The 13,831-nt window shown below is 71.9% G+C and carries 13 protein-coding genes and 1 riboswitch; of the genes, 6 read left to right on the plus strand and 7 right to left on the minus strand.

Going from position 1 to position 13,831, the window contains the following annotated elements; genetic code table 11:
* Positions 1–27 precede the first annotated feature (27 nt).
* Entirely contained in the window at positions 28–2,856 is a 2,829-nt protein-coding gene (locus tag E6P78_RS31770) for an N-acetylmuramoyl-L-alanine amidase (RefSeq protein ID WP_136207091.1), read from the minus strand.
* A gap of 151 nt (positions 2,857–3,007) precedes the next feature.
* Between E6P78_RS31770 and E6P78_RS31775 the strand changes: the two genes are divergently transcribed.
* Together E6P78_RS31775 and E6P78_RS31780 are read left to right on the plus strand one after the other, a co-directional pair.
* On the plus strand, positions 3,008–4,360 hold the full coding sequence (locus tag E6P78_RS31775) for a 3-deoxy-7-phosphoheptulonate synthase class II (RefSeq protein ID WP_136207092.1): 1,353 nt from the start codon (positions 3,008–3,010) through the stop codon (positions 4,358–4,360).
* A gap of 166 nt (positions 4,361–4,526) precedes the next feature.
* Positions 4,527–4,787 (plus strand): (2Fe-2S)-binding protein, encoded by a 261-nt coding sequence (locus E6P78_RS31780; RefSeq protein ID WP_168712759.1) that lies wholly within the window; start codon positions 4,527–4,529, stop codon positions 4,785–4,787.
* A 25-nt stretch (positions 4,788–4,812) separates the two neighbouring features.
* Here E6P78_RS31780 and bfr read toward each other — a convergent pair whose 3' ends face one another.
* Positions 4,813–5,292 (minus strand): bacterioferritin, encoded by a 480-nt coding sequence (gene bfr / locus E6P78_RS31785; RefSeq protein WP_136207094.1) that lies wholly within the window; start codon positions 5,290–5,292, stop codon positions 4,813–4,815.
* A gap of 154 nt (positions 5,293–5,446) precedes the next feature.
* Here bfr and E6P78_RS31790 point away from each other — a divergent pair, with 154 nt between their 5' ends.
* Positions 5,447–6,079, plus strand: coding sequence for a sulfite oxidase-like oxidoreductase (locus E6P78_RS31790; protein WP_136207095.1), 633 nt, complete (start codon positions 5,447–5,449; stop codon positions 6,077–6,079).
* Between the two features lie 30 nt (positions 6,080–6,109).
* Here E6P78_RS31790 and E6P78_RS31800 read toward each other — a convergent pair whose 3' ends face one another.
* The 5 genes from E6P78_RS31800 to thiO all read right to left on the minus strand — a co-directional run bounded on the left by E6P78_RS31800 (position 6,110) and on the right by thiO (position 11,245).
* Positions 6,110–6,967, minus strand: coding sequence for a deoxyribonuclease IV (locus E6P78_RS31800; protein ID WP_136207096.1), 858 nt, complete (start codon positions 6,965–6,967; stop codon positions 6,110–6,112).
* A gap of 6 nt (positions 6,968–6,973) precedes the next feature.
* Positions 6,974–8,920 (minus strand): Stk1 family PASTA domain-containing Ser/Thr kinase, encoded by a 1,947-nt coding sequence (pknB, locus tag E6P78_RS31805; RefSeq protein WP_136207097.1) that lies wholly within the window; start codon positions 8,918–8,920, stop codon positions 6,974–6,976.
* Between the two features lie 134 nt (positions 8,921–9,054).
* A complete protein-coding gene (locus E6P78_RS31810; RefSeq protein WP_136207098.1) occupies positions 9,055–9,849 on the minus strand; it encodes a thiazole synthase in 795 nt (264 codons plus the stop codon).
* 2 nt (positions 9,850–9,851) lie between these two features.
* Positions 9,852–10,070, minus strand: a complete 219-nt coding sequence (gene thiS, locus E6P78_RS31815) for a sulfur carrier protein ThiS (RefSeq protein ID WP_136207099.1) — start codon at positions 10,068–10,070, stop codon at positions 9,852–9,854.
* Positions 10,067–11,245, minus strand: coding sequence for a glycine oxidase ThiO (gene thiO, locus E6P78_RS31820; protein ID WP_136207100.1), 1,179 nt, complete (start codon positions 11,243–11,245; stop codon positions 10,067–10,069). The genes thiS and thiO overlap by 4 nt, the downstream gene beginning before the upstream one ends.
* A riboswitch (TPP riboswitch) is annotated at positions 11,243–11,354 on the minus strand. Its footprint overlaps the gene before it by 3 nt.
* Before the next feature lie 184 nt (positions 11,355–11,538).
* Here thiO and E6P78_RS31825 point away from each other — a divergent pair.
* The 3 genes from E6P78_RS31825 to thiE form a co-directional block, all read left to right on the plus strand.
* Positions 11,539–12,714 carry an FAD-dependent oxidoreductase gene (locus E6P78_RS31825; RefSeq protein WP_240799457.1) on the plus strand — a complete coding sequence of 392 codons (1,176 nt, stop codon included), beginning with the start codon at positions 11,539–11,541 and terminating at the stop codon, positions 12,712–12,714.
* A 62-nt stretch (positions 12,715–12,776) separates the two neighbouring features.
* Positions 12,777–13,142, plus strand: coding sequence for an Rv2175c family DNA-binding protein (locus tag E6P78_RS31830; RefSeq protein WP_136207101.1), 366 nt, complete (start codon positions 12,777–12,779; stop codon positions 13,140–13,142).
* A 94-nt stretch (positions 13,143–13,236) separates the two neighbouring features.
* A partial coding sequence (gene thiE / locus E6P78_RS31835; RefSeq protein WP_136207102.1) for a thiamine phosphate synthase occupies positions 13,237–13,831 on the plus strand: 595 nt, incomplete at its 3' end.

Genomic DNA, 13,831 nt, shown 5'->3' on the forward strand with positions numbered 1-13,831 from the left:
CCCCGTCGTCAGGGGACGCCCGCTCGTCTAGAACAGGGTGTCGTAGATCTGCCACCCGGTCCCGACCTGCGACTTCGCCGCGAACGGGGCCGTCACGCTGCCGGTGGAGTGGTAGAACCAGAAGTTCCCGGAACCGTCCACGGCGACCAGGTCGCCCCGGCCGTCACGGTCCAGGTCGCTCGGCCCGAGCAGCAGCTTGTACGTGCCCCAGCCCGTGCCGATGCGCACCCGCTTGTCGTACGGGGAGGTGGCCGAGCCGGTGCCCGTGTAGATCCACAGCACCCCGGACTTGTCCCGGGCCACGAAGTCCGCCTTGCCGTCGCCGTTCAGGTCGCCGGTGGAGACGATCGCGTCGTAGATCTCCCAGCCGGTGCCGACCTGGGCCTTGGGCAGGAAGGGCTTGGACGGCTCGCCGGTGCCCTTGTAGAAATAGATCACGCCGGCGGCGTTGCGGGCGATCAGGTCGGCCTTGCCGTCACCGTCGAGGTCGCGCATGCCGGTCAGGCTGTTGTACTGGTTCCAGCCGCTGCCGATCTTGAGCCGGGCCTTGTACGGCTTGTCCGGGTTGCCGCTGCCCCGGTAGTACCAGAGCACGCCGTCCTGGTCGCGGGCCACGAAGTCACCCGTGCCGTCCGCCCGCAGCGCGGTCATGGCGGTGATCGCCGTGTAGCTGCCCCAGCCGTAGCCCGCCTGGTAGCGGCGGTAGTACGGCGAGGAGGCGCTGCCGGTGCCCTGGTACTGCCAGATGCGTCCGGCGCTGTCCCGGCCGATCATGTCGTACCGGTTGGTCCCGGCGTCCGGGACGGTGCTGCTCGCCTGCTGGACGTCGCCGGCCTTCACCCAGGCGATGCGGTGGTTGTAGCGGATCGGGTAGAAGAGGTTGGTGGTCCCCTTCACCAGCGTGCGGTCGTTGCCCTCGGTTCCCGCGAACGTACCCGCGAACCAGTAGTCACCCGCCTGCGCCGGACCGGCCTGGGTATAGGCCTGGCCCGCCGGGATGCTGTACTTCGTCAGCGAGTCGTTGTTCTTGGTCTGCACCGGGACCCCGGTGCCCGCGTACGCGGCGTCCTCCGGGTAGGCGCGCCCGTACACCGGAATGGACGTCGCACCGGCCTTGGCCTTCAGCACCGGCTGGGCGGTCTTGGCGACCGCCTTGGTGAACTGGCCGCCCGGGTTCTGGAACCAGGCCTTCTTGCCGCCGTACCAGATGGCGGTCCAGTCGCCCTTCGACTCGGCGACGACGTACTCGCCGCCGGCGACGACCTTGTTGCCCCAGTTCGGGGCGTCGGTGTCCTTCACGTTCGGCATGTACGGGTCGACGATCTTCGACGCGGACGTGGAGGCCGAGGCGTACAGGTAACCGAAGTTGGTCGGCTGCGTGGCGACCGCGCTGCCGCCGTACGTCAGCGCCGGCTGGTTGGCCGTGGTGAACGGGGGCACCACCCGGACCACCTCACCGGCCTTGACGGGGCCGCCCGCGCCGCTGTCACCGGTCGGGGCGCCGATCAGGGACATGTAGTGGTTCCAGTCCCAGAAGGGGCCCGGGTCCCAGTGCTGGCTCGCGACATTGGCGTCCAGGACGCCCGGCACCTCGTCGTGGCCGATGATGTGCTCACGGTCCAGCGGGATGCCGAACTTGCCGGCGAGGAACTTCACGAGCGTCGCGGAGGACTCGTACTGCGGCTCGGTGTACCAGCTGCCCGACTTGATCGCGTAGCCCTCGTGCTCGATGCCGACCGAGTGCATGTTCACGGTCTTGTTCGCCGCGTGCCACGCCTCGTCCTTCGTCTGCACCAGCTGGGTGACCAGGCCGTCGTTGGCCCGGATCAGGTAGTGCGCACTGGCATACGAGGCCGGGTTCTGGAAGGTGGCCAGCGAACCGGCGTAGCCGCCCTCGGTGTCATGGATGACGATGTAGCGGATGTCCTCGCCGCTGCCCGGACGGTTCGCCTCGTTGTAGTTCCCGAAGTCGTCCGCGTCCTTGCCGACCTGCTTGTACCCGGCCGGCTTGAAGTCGCAGTTCAGCCCGGCGGGGCACTCCGGGGCGGGCGTCGCGGCGGTGCTCGCGTTCGTCGCGGCCAGCGGCATCTTCGCGGGCTTGACCGGGGTCACCGACGGGTCGGCGGGCAGCGACAACTGCTGGCCGTCCGCCGTCACCCGGCTCTCACCGTTCTTGACCGACTCGAAGACGCGGTTGGCGAAGAGCGTGGCGCCCTTGGTGTCCGGCGCCTGGCTGAAGCGCGCCACGGCGGGGTACCACGTGCCGGCGTCCTCGGACAGCGAGCCGGTCGCTTCCTTCTGGTACTTCGCGAGCAGCGCGGCGCCCGCGCGGATGCTCTGCGCGGTGTCGTCCTGCACGGAGCCGGCCGGCTTGTCGATGAGCTCCGCGGCCTCGTCGAGCGTGTGCAGCTCGGGCGCCTCGGTGTTCACCTTCTTCGGCAGCTCGCGCAGGGCGCGCTTGGCGTCGAAGTGCTTCGTCACGGCGGGGTCGCCGCTCATGTTGAGGTGCGCGAGCCGCTCCGCGTCGGTCGGCTGCTCGACGTCGCCCTCGGTCACCCGGGTGAGCCCCATGACGTTGTACGCGCCGCTGGTGCTCGGCTCGCCGTCGTGGCTCTCCCACAGCGTCTGCCGGTAGGAGACCGCCATCAGCACGCTCTGCGGCACGTCGAACTCGCGGGCCGCGTCCTCGAACTGGGCCTGGAGCACGGCGGACGCCGAGGCCGGCCCGGCGTCCGTGGACGCGGGGCCCTGGGAGGCCATCGCCAGGGTGCCGATCGTCGCGGTGGCGACGACAGCGGCACCGGCGCCGAACAGCAGCCGTCTCTTCCGGAGGTCCCTACGGTGATTCCGCTTCAAGTCCCCACCCCTGTTGTCCACTTGTTCAACGCTGAAAAATGTGAGATTAGCAGGCCCCGCTGTCAGGCCCGGGACCGGCCGCGCCGAGACGTCCGTCTCAGTCACTGAGCAACCGGAAAAGCAGTGGACGCGACCCCGTAATGTGGGGGCCGTGACCGTGAACGCCAATACCTCCGTCGCCGGTGGCAACACCTGGCGAGACCTTCCCGCGGCGCAGCAGCCCGAGTACCCCGACTCCGAGGCCCTGCGCGATGCACTCGCGGACCTCGCGTCGTATCCGCCGCTCGTCTTCGCCGGCGAGTGCGACCAGCTGCGTGCCCGTATGGGAGCCGTCGCCAAGGGCGAGGCGTTCCTCTTGCAGGGCGGCGACTGCGCCGAGGCCTTCGACGCCGTGTCGGCCGAGCACATCCGGGCCAAGCTGAAGACGCTGCTCCAGATGAGCGCCGTCCTCACCTACGCGGCCTCCGTGCCCGTCGTCAAGGTCGGCCGGATCGCCGGTCAGTACTCCAAGCCGCGCTCCAAGCCGACCGAGACCCGCGACGGCGTGACCCTGCCGACCTACCGCGGCGACTCCGTCAACGGCTTCGCCTTCACCGAGGCCGACCGGGTCCCCGACCCGGAGCGGCTGAAGCGGATGTACCACGCCTCCGCCTCCACGCTGAACCTCGTGCGCGCCTTCACCACCGGCGGTTACGCCGACCTGCGCCAGGTGCACGCCTGGAACCAGGACTTCGTGAAGTCCTCGCCCTCCGGCCAGCGCTACGAGGCCCTGGCCCGCGAGATCGACAACGCGCTGAACTTCATGAAGGCCTGCGGCACCGACCCGGCCGAGTTCAAGGCGGTCGAGTTCTACGCCTCGCACGAGGCCCTGCTGCTGGACTACGAGACGGCGCTGACCCGCACCGACTCGCGCACCGGCCGGCTGTACGACACCTCGGGCCACATGGTGTGGATCGGTGAGCGCACCCGCCAGATGGACGGGGCGCACATCGAGTTCGCCTCGAAGATCCGCAACCCCATCGGCATCAAGCTCGGCCCGACGACCACCGTCGACGAGGCCCTGGGCTACATCGAGCGCCTCGACCCGGAGCGCGAGCCCGGCCGGCTGACCTTCATCGTCCGGATGGGCGCCGACAAGGTCCGCGACAAGCTGCCCGAGCTGGTCGAGAAGGTCACCGCCTCCGGCGCCACCGTGGCCTGGGTGACCGACCCGATGCACGGCAACACCTTCGAGGCCGCCTCCGGTCACAAGACGCGCCGCTTCGACGACGTCCTGGACGAGGTCAAGGGCTTCTTCGAGGTCCACAAGGGCCTCGGCACGCACCCGGGCGGCATCCACGTCGAGCTCACCGGCGACGACGTCACCGAGTGCGTCGGCGGCGGCCACGAGATCTTCGTGGACGACCTCCACCAGCGCTACGAGACGGCGTGCGACCCCCGGCTCAACCGCAGCCAGTCGCTCGACCTGGCGTTCCTGGTCGCCGAGATGTACCGGGACCAGTAGGCGTCACGGCGGGCGACACCCGTACGACTGTGGGGCACGGATCGAATGTGATCCGTGCCCCACAGGGCGTTCACGGACTTTTACCGCCCCGGGGCGGCGGGTAAGGTTAGCCTCACCGATCATCGGGGCGGCGCCCACGATCCGTCCCCGCCGGGAGGTGAACCGCATGTACGTCTGCTCGTGCTTCGGCGTTACGGAGCAGCAGGTCAAGGACCATGCGGCAGCAGGGGCCGGTACGCCCCGCCAGATCGCCTCCGCCTGCAAGGCCGGCACGGACTGCGGCGGCTGCGTCCGCACCATCCAGGCGATGCTCGGACGGGGCTCCTGCCCGCGCCGCGAGCTCCTCGACGGGAAGCAGTCGCCCGCCACCGCCGCGCTTCCCGCGCCCCTCTCCGAGCCGGCGTCCGGGCTTCCCGAAGCCGCCTGAGCGCGTCCCCGGCCTCCCGGCGCGGTCAGCTGTCCGGCTGCTCGATCAGCTGGGCGATGTACAGCGGCTCGCCCAGCTTCTCGACCAGGTCCAGCTGCGTGTCGAGGTAGTCGATGTGGTGCTCCTCGTCCGCGAGGATCGACTCGAAGATGTTCGCCGAGGTGATGTCGCCCTTGTTGCGCATCAGCTCGATGCCGCGCTTGAGGCGGTCGATCGCCTCCACCTCGATCTGCCGGTCCGCCTGGAACATTTCGGTGACCGTCTGGCCCACACGCACGTGGAACAGCCGCTGATAGTTCGGCAGGCCGTCGAGAAAGAGAATGCGGTCGGTCAGGATCTCGGCGTGCTTCATCTCGTCGAAGGACTCCGCGCGTGTGTATTTCGCGAGCTTCGTCCAGCCGAAGTTGTCCTGCATCTTCGCGTGCAGGAAGTACTGATTGATGGCAGTCAATTCGGCGGTCAGCTGTTCGTTGAGGAACTCGATGACCTCGGGGTCGCCCTGCATCGCAGAGGCTCCTTCCAACCGGTGAACTGGGCACGTTGGCCGCATCCTCGCATCGCACCCGATGGCCGTCCAGTAAGTGCACGCTTAGTGCGAGTTGCCCCAATCGGCTCGGCCCTGGTCACGACCACCCCTGCCTGTCTGTCACCATGGAGTCATGGGTCAGCCGGAAAGCCGGGAAAACCGCGCATCAGAACAGTCCGAGCTTCCGCCGGGCCAGCGACTGCAGCGAGGATGGCCGGTCACCCACTACGGGCCGGTGCCCAAGTTCAAGCCCGACCGCTGGGAGTTCCGCGTTTTCGGCGCCACGGCCGACGGCGGGAAGCACTGCTGGAACCATGAGGAATTCTCGGCGCTGCCGTTCTCCTCCGTCGTCGCCGATCTGCATTGCGTGACGAAATTCAGCATGCTCGGAGCGGAATGGGGCGGCGTGCTCGCCCGCGATATCGTCGCTCTCGCACCGCCCGCCCCTCAGGTCACCCATGTGATGGTGTGGGCCGAGTACGGATTCAGTTCGAATCTCCGGCTCGACGACTTCACCTCCGAGCGGGCCCTGTTCGCCACCCACAAGGGCGGCGAACTGCTCACCGCCGAGCACGGCTTCCCGCTCCGGCTCGTCGTCCCGCACCTGTACGCCTGGAAGGGCCCCAAGTGGGTCCGGGGCGTCGAGTACATGACCGCCGACCGCCGGGGCTTCTGGGAGGAGCGCGGCTATCACAACGTCGGCGACCCCTGGAAGGAACAGCGCTATTCCTACCAGGAGGAGCCCGGGGACGGCCCCGAGCTCTGAGCCGGGCGCGGCGTCCGCGACGCCGCCCGGTCAGCTCCCGTCGCGCAGCGCCTGGAGCCGGGCCACGTCGGCGGCGTGCCCCTCCTTGCCGCCCGGGGTCTCGATGACCAGCGGAACGCCCTCGGTGGCGGGATGGGTGAACAGCTCGCGGAACGGCTCCTCCCCGATGTGACCCGCCCCGATGTTCTCGTGCCGGTCCTTGTGGGCGCCGGTGACGTCCTTGGAGTCATTGGCGTGGATCAGCTTCAGCCTGCCCTCGCCGACCGTCTCCACCAGCAGGTCCAGCGTCTGCCTCATCCCGCCGGGGCCCGCGAGGTCGTGCCCCGCCGCGAAGATGTGGCAGGTGTCCAGGCAGATCCCGAGCTTCGGATGGGCGTCCAGCGCCTCGAAGTACGGGCCGAAGTCCCAGGTCCGCGAGCAGAGCGAGGAGCCCTGGCCCGCCGTCGACTCCAGCAGCAGGAACGGGTCGTCGTCGTGCGTCAGCTCGTCCAGCAGCGGCCGCATGTACGCGCGCACCTGGGCCAGGGCCTCCTCGCGGGGCCGCCCGCCGGTCGCAGAGCCGGTGTGCACCACGACGCCCAGCGCGCCGATCTGGCGGGCCCGGCGCAGCGAGTGGCGCAGCGACTCAACGGACCGCTCCGCCGTGGCCGGCGTGTGCGAACCGAAGTTGATCAGGTACGGAGCGTGCACGTACGCCGGCAGGGACGCGGCGGCGCACTCGGCGCGGAACAGCGCGTCCTGCGCCGGGTTGCCGGCCGGGGTGGCCCAGCCGCGCGGATTGGCGACGAAGACCTGGACGGCCTCCGCGCCCATCCCGCGGGCGTACGGAAGGCCGACCTTGGCGAGGCCGCCGGCCACGGGTACATGGCCGCCGACGGGGTTGCGCATACGGATCTACAGTCCCTTGGTCTTGATCGTGATGGTGCTGCCCTCGGGGGCCTTGTCGCCGCCGTCCACGGACTGGCTCGCGATCTTGTCGCTGAAGGAGAGGAACGGACGGTCGACCTTGACCTCGAAGCCCGCCGCCTCCAGCTCGCCGCGGGCGTCGTCCACGTCCTTGCCGGTGACGTCCGGCACCTGGACCATCCGCGGCCCGTCGGACACCGTCAGCGTGACGGTGTCGCCCTCGGCCGCCTCGGCGCCCTCGGCCGGCGACTGGCGGGCGACGTCGCCCTTGTCCTCGGGCGAGTGCACCCGGCCGGGCGCGACCTCGGCCTTCAGCCCCTCGTCGGCCAGCGCGTCGGTGGCGTCCTCGACGGAGAGCCCGGTGACGTCGGGGACGTCCACGGGGCTGCCCTTGGAGACCACGAGCGCGACCGCCGAGTCCGGGTGGCGCTCGGTGCCCGCCTCGGGGTCCGTGCGCACCACCTCGCCGGCCGCCACGTCGTCGCTGAACTCCTTGGTGACCATGCCGGGGAGCAGGCCCGCCTTCTTCAGCTGCCGCTTGGCGTCGGCGAGACGTACGCCCTCGACGTCGGGCACCTCCACGATCTCGGGCCCGCGTGAGACGACGAGCGAGACCGAGCCGTTGTCCCTGATCCGCGCGCCCGACTTCGGGTCGCTGCTGATCACCTTGCCCCGGTCGACGGTGTCGCTGTAGGCGCGCTCGACGCCCTTCACGTCGAGACCGCCGTCCGAGAGCCGCTGCCGGGCGGTCTTCTCGGTCTGGCCGAGCAGCGAGGGGACCTTGGTGAACTGCCCGGAGTTGATGTACCAGACGCCGCCGCCGACACCCAGGACCAGCAGCACCGCGAGGACCGCCGCTATCAGGCCGTGCCGGGGACCGCCGCGCAGTCCGGTCCGGCGGGGCGGCAGGGGCTGCTCCGGGGGCGGGGGCATCTCCAGCCGACTGGTGTGGTGGGCGGTGCCCAGGTCCTGCGGGAGCACCCGGGGGAGCACCGTCGTACGGGAGTCGGTCTTCTCCGTGTCCCCGTCCGCGACGGCCTCGTCCCGCTCCCCGGTGCGGGCCTGCGGGGGTACGGCGTCGAGCTGGGCGTCCGTGAGGGCGGCGCGGGCCCGGCGGGCCTCGGCGAGCAGCGCCACCGCGTCGAACGGGCGGGCCTCCGGGTCACGGGCGGTGGCGCTCGCGACCAGCTCGTCCAGTTCGGGGGCGAGCCCGGGGACGACGGCGGACGGGGGCGCCACGTCCTCGTTCAGGTGCTGGTAGATGATCTGCGCGGGGGAGTCGCCGTCGCGCGGCTTGTCGCCCGTCAGCATCTCGTACAGCACCACACCGCAGGCGTACACGTCGGCGCGGGTGTCGGCCGTGCCGTGCTCTATCTGCTCGGGGGCGAGGTACGAGACGGTGCCGAGGATCGTCCCGGTGGTGTTCGTCACCGAGTCCACGGCCCTGACCAGGCCGAAGTCGGCGACCTTGACCCGGCCGTCGTCCCCGATCAGCACGTTCTCCGGCTTCATGTCGCGGTGCACGAAGCCCGCCCGGTGCGCCGCGCCGAGCGCCGCGAGCACCGACTCCAGGATGTCCAGCGCGGCCCTCGGCTGGAGCGCACCGCGCTCGCTCAGCACATCGCGCAGCGTGCACCCGGCGACGTACTCCATCGCCAGGTAGACGTACTGCTCCTGGGCGCCCTGGTCGAAGACCGCGACGACGTTGGGGTGGGCGAGCAGCGCCACCGACTTGGCCTCGCGGATGAAGCGCTCGACGAACGTGGCGTCGGCCGCGAGCGCCGGGTGCATCACCTTGAGGGCGAGCACCCGGTCGAGCCGGGTGTCCATGGCCCGGTAGACCGTGGCCATGCCGCCCACGGCGATGCGGGCATCGACGCGGTAGCGGCCGTCGAGCAGCTGCCCGACGAGGGGGTCCTGGAGGGTCGTATCCACCATGCGAGTCTACGAGCCGCCACGGACACGGCCGACGCTCCGGGGCGAACCCGGCGCCGTACTGAAGCCGAGCCGTGACAGGGACATGCGCCCCACGGCCGGAATCCCCGGTTCCGGCGGCCCGGCGGCGCGTCTCAGAACGCCGGGCGCTCCGGATCGAGTACCGCGCGCCCGGTCACCGGCGACGACGCCTCGGCGAAGTGGCGGCGCGGGATGCGCCCGGCGCGGTACGCGAGACGCCCGCCCTCCACCGCGTGCCGCATCGCGGCGGCCATCAGCTCGGGCTCCTGGGCGCGGGTCACCGCCGAGGCGAGCATCACGGCCGCGCAGCCCAGCTCCATGGCGAGCGCCGCGTCCGACGCGGTCCCGGCGCCCGCGTCCAGGATCACCGGAACCCGGGCCTGCTCGGTGATCAGCTGGAAGTTGTGCGGGTTGCGGATGCCCAGCCCCGAGCCGATGGGGGAGCCGAGCGGCATGACCGCCGCACACCCCACGTCCTCCAGCTTCCGGGCCAGCACCGGGTCGTCGTTGGTGTACGGCAGCACGGTGAAACCGTCGTCCACCAGCGTCTCGGCGGCGTCCAGCAGCTCGACCGGGTCGGGCAGCAGGGTGCGCTCGTCGGCCACCACCTCCAGCTTGACCCAGTCCGTCCCCAGCGCCTCGCGGGCCAGCCGGGCGGTGAGCACGGCCTCGCCCGCGGTGTAGCAGCCCGCCGTGTTCGGCAGCACCCGGATGGAGAGCTTCCGCAGTACGGAGAGCACCGAGCCCTGCACGGTCGGGTCGAGGCGGCGCATCGCGACCGTGGTCAGCTCGGTGCCGGACGCGGTCAGGGACCGTTCCAGCACGTCCAGGCTGGGCGCCCCGCCCGTCCCCATGATCAGCCGGGAGCCGAAGTCGGTGCCGCCGAGGGTGAAGAGGTCGTCGGACATGGTCAGCCTCCCTGGACCGCGGTCAGGACCTCGACCCGGTCGCCTTCGGTGAGCGCGGCGGCGGGCCACTGGCCGCGCGGCACCACGGTCTCGTTGAGGGCGGCCGCCACCCCCGTCGGCGCACCGGTCAGCGTCGCGACGAGCGCGTCCAGGGTGGTGCCCGCGGCGACGGCGACCGGCTCGCCGTTCACGGACACGGTGAGCGGGGTGGACTCGGTCATGCGGGCTGCTCCTGGGGTGTGGGCGCGGCGGGTGAGAACCGGCGGGGGGAGAAGGGACGGGCCGCCTCGGGCAGCTCGCCGTCGGCCAGCAGCGACGCCATGGCGTCTCCGGTGACGGGGGTGAGCAGCACGCCGTTGCGGTGGTGGCCGGTGGCGAGGTGCAGGCCGGGCAGCGCGGTGCGGCCGAGCAGCGGGGCGTTGTCGGGGGAGGCGGGGCGCAGTCCGGCCCGGGTCTCGGTGAGCGGCAGCTCGGTGATGCCGGGCACCAGCTCGTGGGCGTCGCGCAGCAGCTCGTACACCCCGCCGGCCGTGACGGTGGTGTCCCAGCCCATCTCCTCGCTGGTGGCGCCGACGACCAGCTCGCCGTTCTCGCGCGGTACGAGATAGATGTGGCTGCCCCGGACCACCGCCCGCACGGTGCGCGAGAGGAAGGGGGCGTACGCCGGGGGCACGGTCAGCCGCAGTACCTGGCCCTTCACCGGACGGACCGGAGGCAGGACGTGGGCGGGAACCCCGGCGAGCCGGCCGCTGAGGCTGCCGGCCGCGAGCACGACCTGATCGGCCGCCAGTTCCGTACCGTCGTCCAGGACGGCCCCGGTGGCCCGGTCCGCCACCACCGAGAGGCGGTCGGCCCGCCGGCGGTGGAAGACCACGCCGGCCCGTTCGCAGGCCGTCAGCAGCGCGGCGGCCAGCCGGCGCGGGTCGACCTGGTGGTCGCCGTCCACCCGCAGCCCCCCGCGCACGCCCGGCGCGAGCATCGGCTCCAGGCGGCGGCACTCCCGCCCGGTCAGCCACTCCGACTCAAGCCCCGAGCGCCGTTGCAGTTCGTGGAGTTCGCGCAGATGGGCGCGGTCGTCGGCGTCCAGCGCGACGGCCAGGGTGCCGCAGGTGCGGAAACCGATGTCCCGTCCGCTCGCCGCCTCCAACTCCGCCGTGAACGACGGATAGCGCCGGGCCGACGCGAGGTTGAGCCCGAGCAGCATCTCCTCGCCGTAGTGCAGCTCGGTGACGGCGGCCAGCATCCCGGCCGCGACCCGGGCCGCTCCGCCGCCCGGCTCGGGATCGGCGAGCGCGGTGGACAGGCCGCGCTGTGCGGCCCGCCAGGCGGTCACCAGGCCGATGATGCCGCCCCCGATGACGAGGACGTCGGACCCGTCGGTGCGATGGGTGCGCATGGGCGTCCAGCCCCTCCCTTCGCCGGCATGACCCGGATCAGGTTCGTACGGTCGGAGGCCGCCAGCCTCCCTCTCAGCCCAGTGCGTCCGGGCTCCCGCGAGTGTCTTACCGTGGCCACCCTAAACCCCGCCCCGCGGAGCGGGTAGGAGAGGGCGGTCGGTGTGACCACCCCTTTCCTGGCGCCCCGTCAGATGCATAAGGTGGACAGGTGAGCGAGCAGCAGCAGCGGACCGAGCGGACCGGGCGGCACGACGAGCGGACGGAGCGCCGGGTCGTCATCGCCGGCGCGGGCATGGCGGGCGTACAGACCGCGGTCGCCCTGCGGGAACAGGGCTTCGCCGGACCCGTCACCCTGATCGGCGCCGAACCCCACCAGCCCTACGACCGGCCCCCGCTGTCCAAGGCGGTGCTGCTCGGCAAGGCCGAGGAGTCCGCCTTCGACATCGACTTCGACGGGCTCGGCATCGCCCTGCGCCTGGGCTGCGAGGTGACCGGGGTGCGCGCCGGCGCCCACGAACTGGACACCTCGGCGGGCCCGGTGCCCTACGACGTCCTGGTCCTCGCCACCGGCGCCGAACCCGTCGCCCTGCCCGGCACCGACGGGGTGCCCGGCGTCCATCTCCTGCGCACCCTGGACGACGCGGCCCGGCTGCGCCCCGTCCTCGAAGCGGGCCACACCGTCGTGGTCGTCGGCGCCGGCTGGATCGGCGCCGAATTCGCCACCGCCGCCCGCGCCGCCGGCTGCGCGGTCACCGTCGTCGAGGCCGCCGATCGCCCCCTGGCCGGCTCCCTGCCCGCCGAGGTCACCGCCCCGATGGCCGACTGGTACGAACAGAGCGGCGCCCGGCTCCTCACCGGGGCCCGGGTGGCCCGGATCGAGCCCGGCGCGGTGGTCCTCGCCGACGGCCGCACGCTGCCCGCCGACGCGGTCGTCGTCGGCATCGGCGCCCGGCCCGCCACCGGCTGGCTGGCGGGCTCCGGCATCGCGCTCGGCCCCGAGGGGGCGGTGACCGCCGACGCGGCGCTGCGCACCTCGCAGCCCGATGTGTACGCGGTCGGTGACTGCGCCTCCTTCCCCTCCGCCCGCTACGGCAGCCGCCTGGTCGTCCACCACTGGGACAACGCCCTCCAGGGCCCCCGGACCGCCGCCGCCCACATCGCGGCGCAGGGTGCGGCGGAGGTCCCGCCCTACGACCCCGTGCCCTACTTCTGGTCCGAGCAGTTCGACCGGTTCGTGCAGTACGCGGGCCACCACGCGGACGCCGACACCCTGCTGTGGCGCGGCGATCCGGCCGATCCCGCATGGTCGGTGTGCTGGCTGCGCGACGGCGTCCTGGCCGCCGTGCTCGCGGTCGGCCGGCCGCGCGACCTGGCCCAGGGGCGCCGGCTCATCGAGGCGGGGGCCCGGCTCGACGCGGAGCGGGCCGGTGACCCGTCCGTACCGCTGAAGTCGGCGGTGGCGTCCTGAGGGCGGCCCTGAAGGGCCGAGTCCGGGTTTCGGCTGTCAGTCCGGGATGGCAGGCTTGTCCCGTGACCGAGATTGACGCAAAGATCGATGCACTCGTCCCCGCCTGGCTCTACCTGCCCGACATCGCCGAAATGCTCGATGTCGAGGTGACGCGTGTGCGGCAGCTGGTCAAGGAGGGCCAGCTCATCGCCGTACGCCGTGGGGAGAACCGGGCCCTCCAGGTGCCCGCCGCCTTCATCGACGGCAGCCGGGTGGTCAAGGGCCTCTCCGGGACCCTGACGCTCCTGAAGGACGACGGCTACTCCGACGAGGAGATGCTCGAGTGGCTCTTCACTCCCGACCCGACCCTGCCGGGCACGCCCGCGCAGGCACTGAGTGAGAACCGCGGCACGGAGGTGAAGCGCCGCGCCCAGGCGCTCGCCGTCTGACCGAAAGCCGTACGGGGGAAGCGGGCCGCGACCCACGCGGCCCGCTTCCCGCGCCGAACCACCGCCATCGCCTTTCCCCGGGGGGAACCGCACCATGCCCACGCCTCGCTCGCTGCTGTCCGACGCCCGGCTCTACCTGTGCACGGACGCCCGCAGGCGCCAGGGCGACCTTCCCGAATTCCTCGACGCGGTGCTCTCCGGCGGGGTGGACATCGTCCAGCTGCGCGACAAGGGCATGGAGGCGGCCGAGGAGTTGGAACACCTCGCGGTCCTCGCCGATGCCTGCAAGCGCCACGGCAAGCTCCTCGCGGTCAACGACCGGGCGGACGTCGCGCACGCCATCGGCTCCGACGTGCTGCACCTGGGCCAGGGGGACCTGCCGGTGCCCGCCGCCCGCGCGGTCATCGGCCCGGACGCGGTCATCGGCCGCTCCACGCACGCCGAGTCCGAGGTCGACGCGGCCATTGCCGAGCCCGGCGTCGACTACTTCTGCACCGGCCCCTGCTGGCCCACCCCCACCAAGCCCGGCCGGCCCGCCCCCGGCCTGGACCTCGTGCGCTACGCGGCCTCGCTCGCCCCGGCCCGCCCGTGGTTCGCCATCGGCGGGATCGACGCGGACAACCTTGACCAGGTGCTGGACGCCGGAGCCCGACGGATCGTCGTCGTACGGGCCCTCACCAAGGCGTCCG

The organism is Streptomyces sp. A0958 (genome assembly GCF_004795035.1).
Lineage (GTDB): Bacteria > Actinomycetota > Actinomycetes > Streptomycetales > Streptomycetaceae > Streptomyces.

Coding starts and splice junctions, on each gene's coding strand:
- E6P78_RS31780 (WP_168712759.1), top strand. CDS start 4,527: ATGTACGTCTGCTCGTGCTTCGGCGTTACGGAGCAGCAGGTCAAGGAC.
- bfr (WP_136207094.1), bottom strand. CDS start 5,292: ATGCAGGGCGACCCCGAGGTCATCGAGTTCCTCAACGAACAGCTGACC.
- E6P78_RS31790 (WP_136207095.1), top strand. CDS start 5,447: ATGGGTCAGCCGGAAAGCCGGGAAAACCGCGCATCAGAACAGTCCGAG.
- E6P78_RS31800 (WP_136207096.1), bottom strand. CDS start 6,967: ATGCGCAACCCCGTCGGCGGCCATGTACCCGTGGCCGGCGGCCTCGCC.
- E6P78_RS31810 (WP_136207098.1), bottom strand. CDS start 9,849: ATGTCCGACGACCTCTTCACCCTCGGCGGCACCGACTTCGGCTCCCGG.
- thiS (WP_136207099.1), bottom strand. CDS start 10,070: ATGACCGAGTCCACCCCGCTCACCGTGTCCGTGAACGGCGAGCCGGTC.
- thiO (WP_136207100.1), bottom strand. CDS start 11,245: ATGCGCACCCATCGCACCGACGGGTCCGACGTCCTCGTCATCGGGGGC.
- E6P78_RS31825 (WP_240799457.1), top strand. CDS start 11,539: ATGGCGGGCGTACAGACCGCGGTCGCCCTGCGGGAACAGGGCTTCGCC.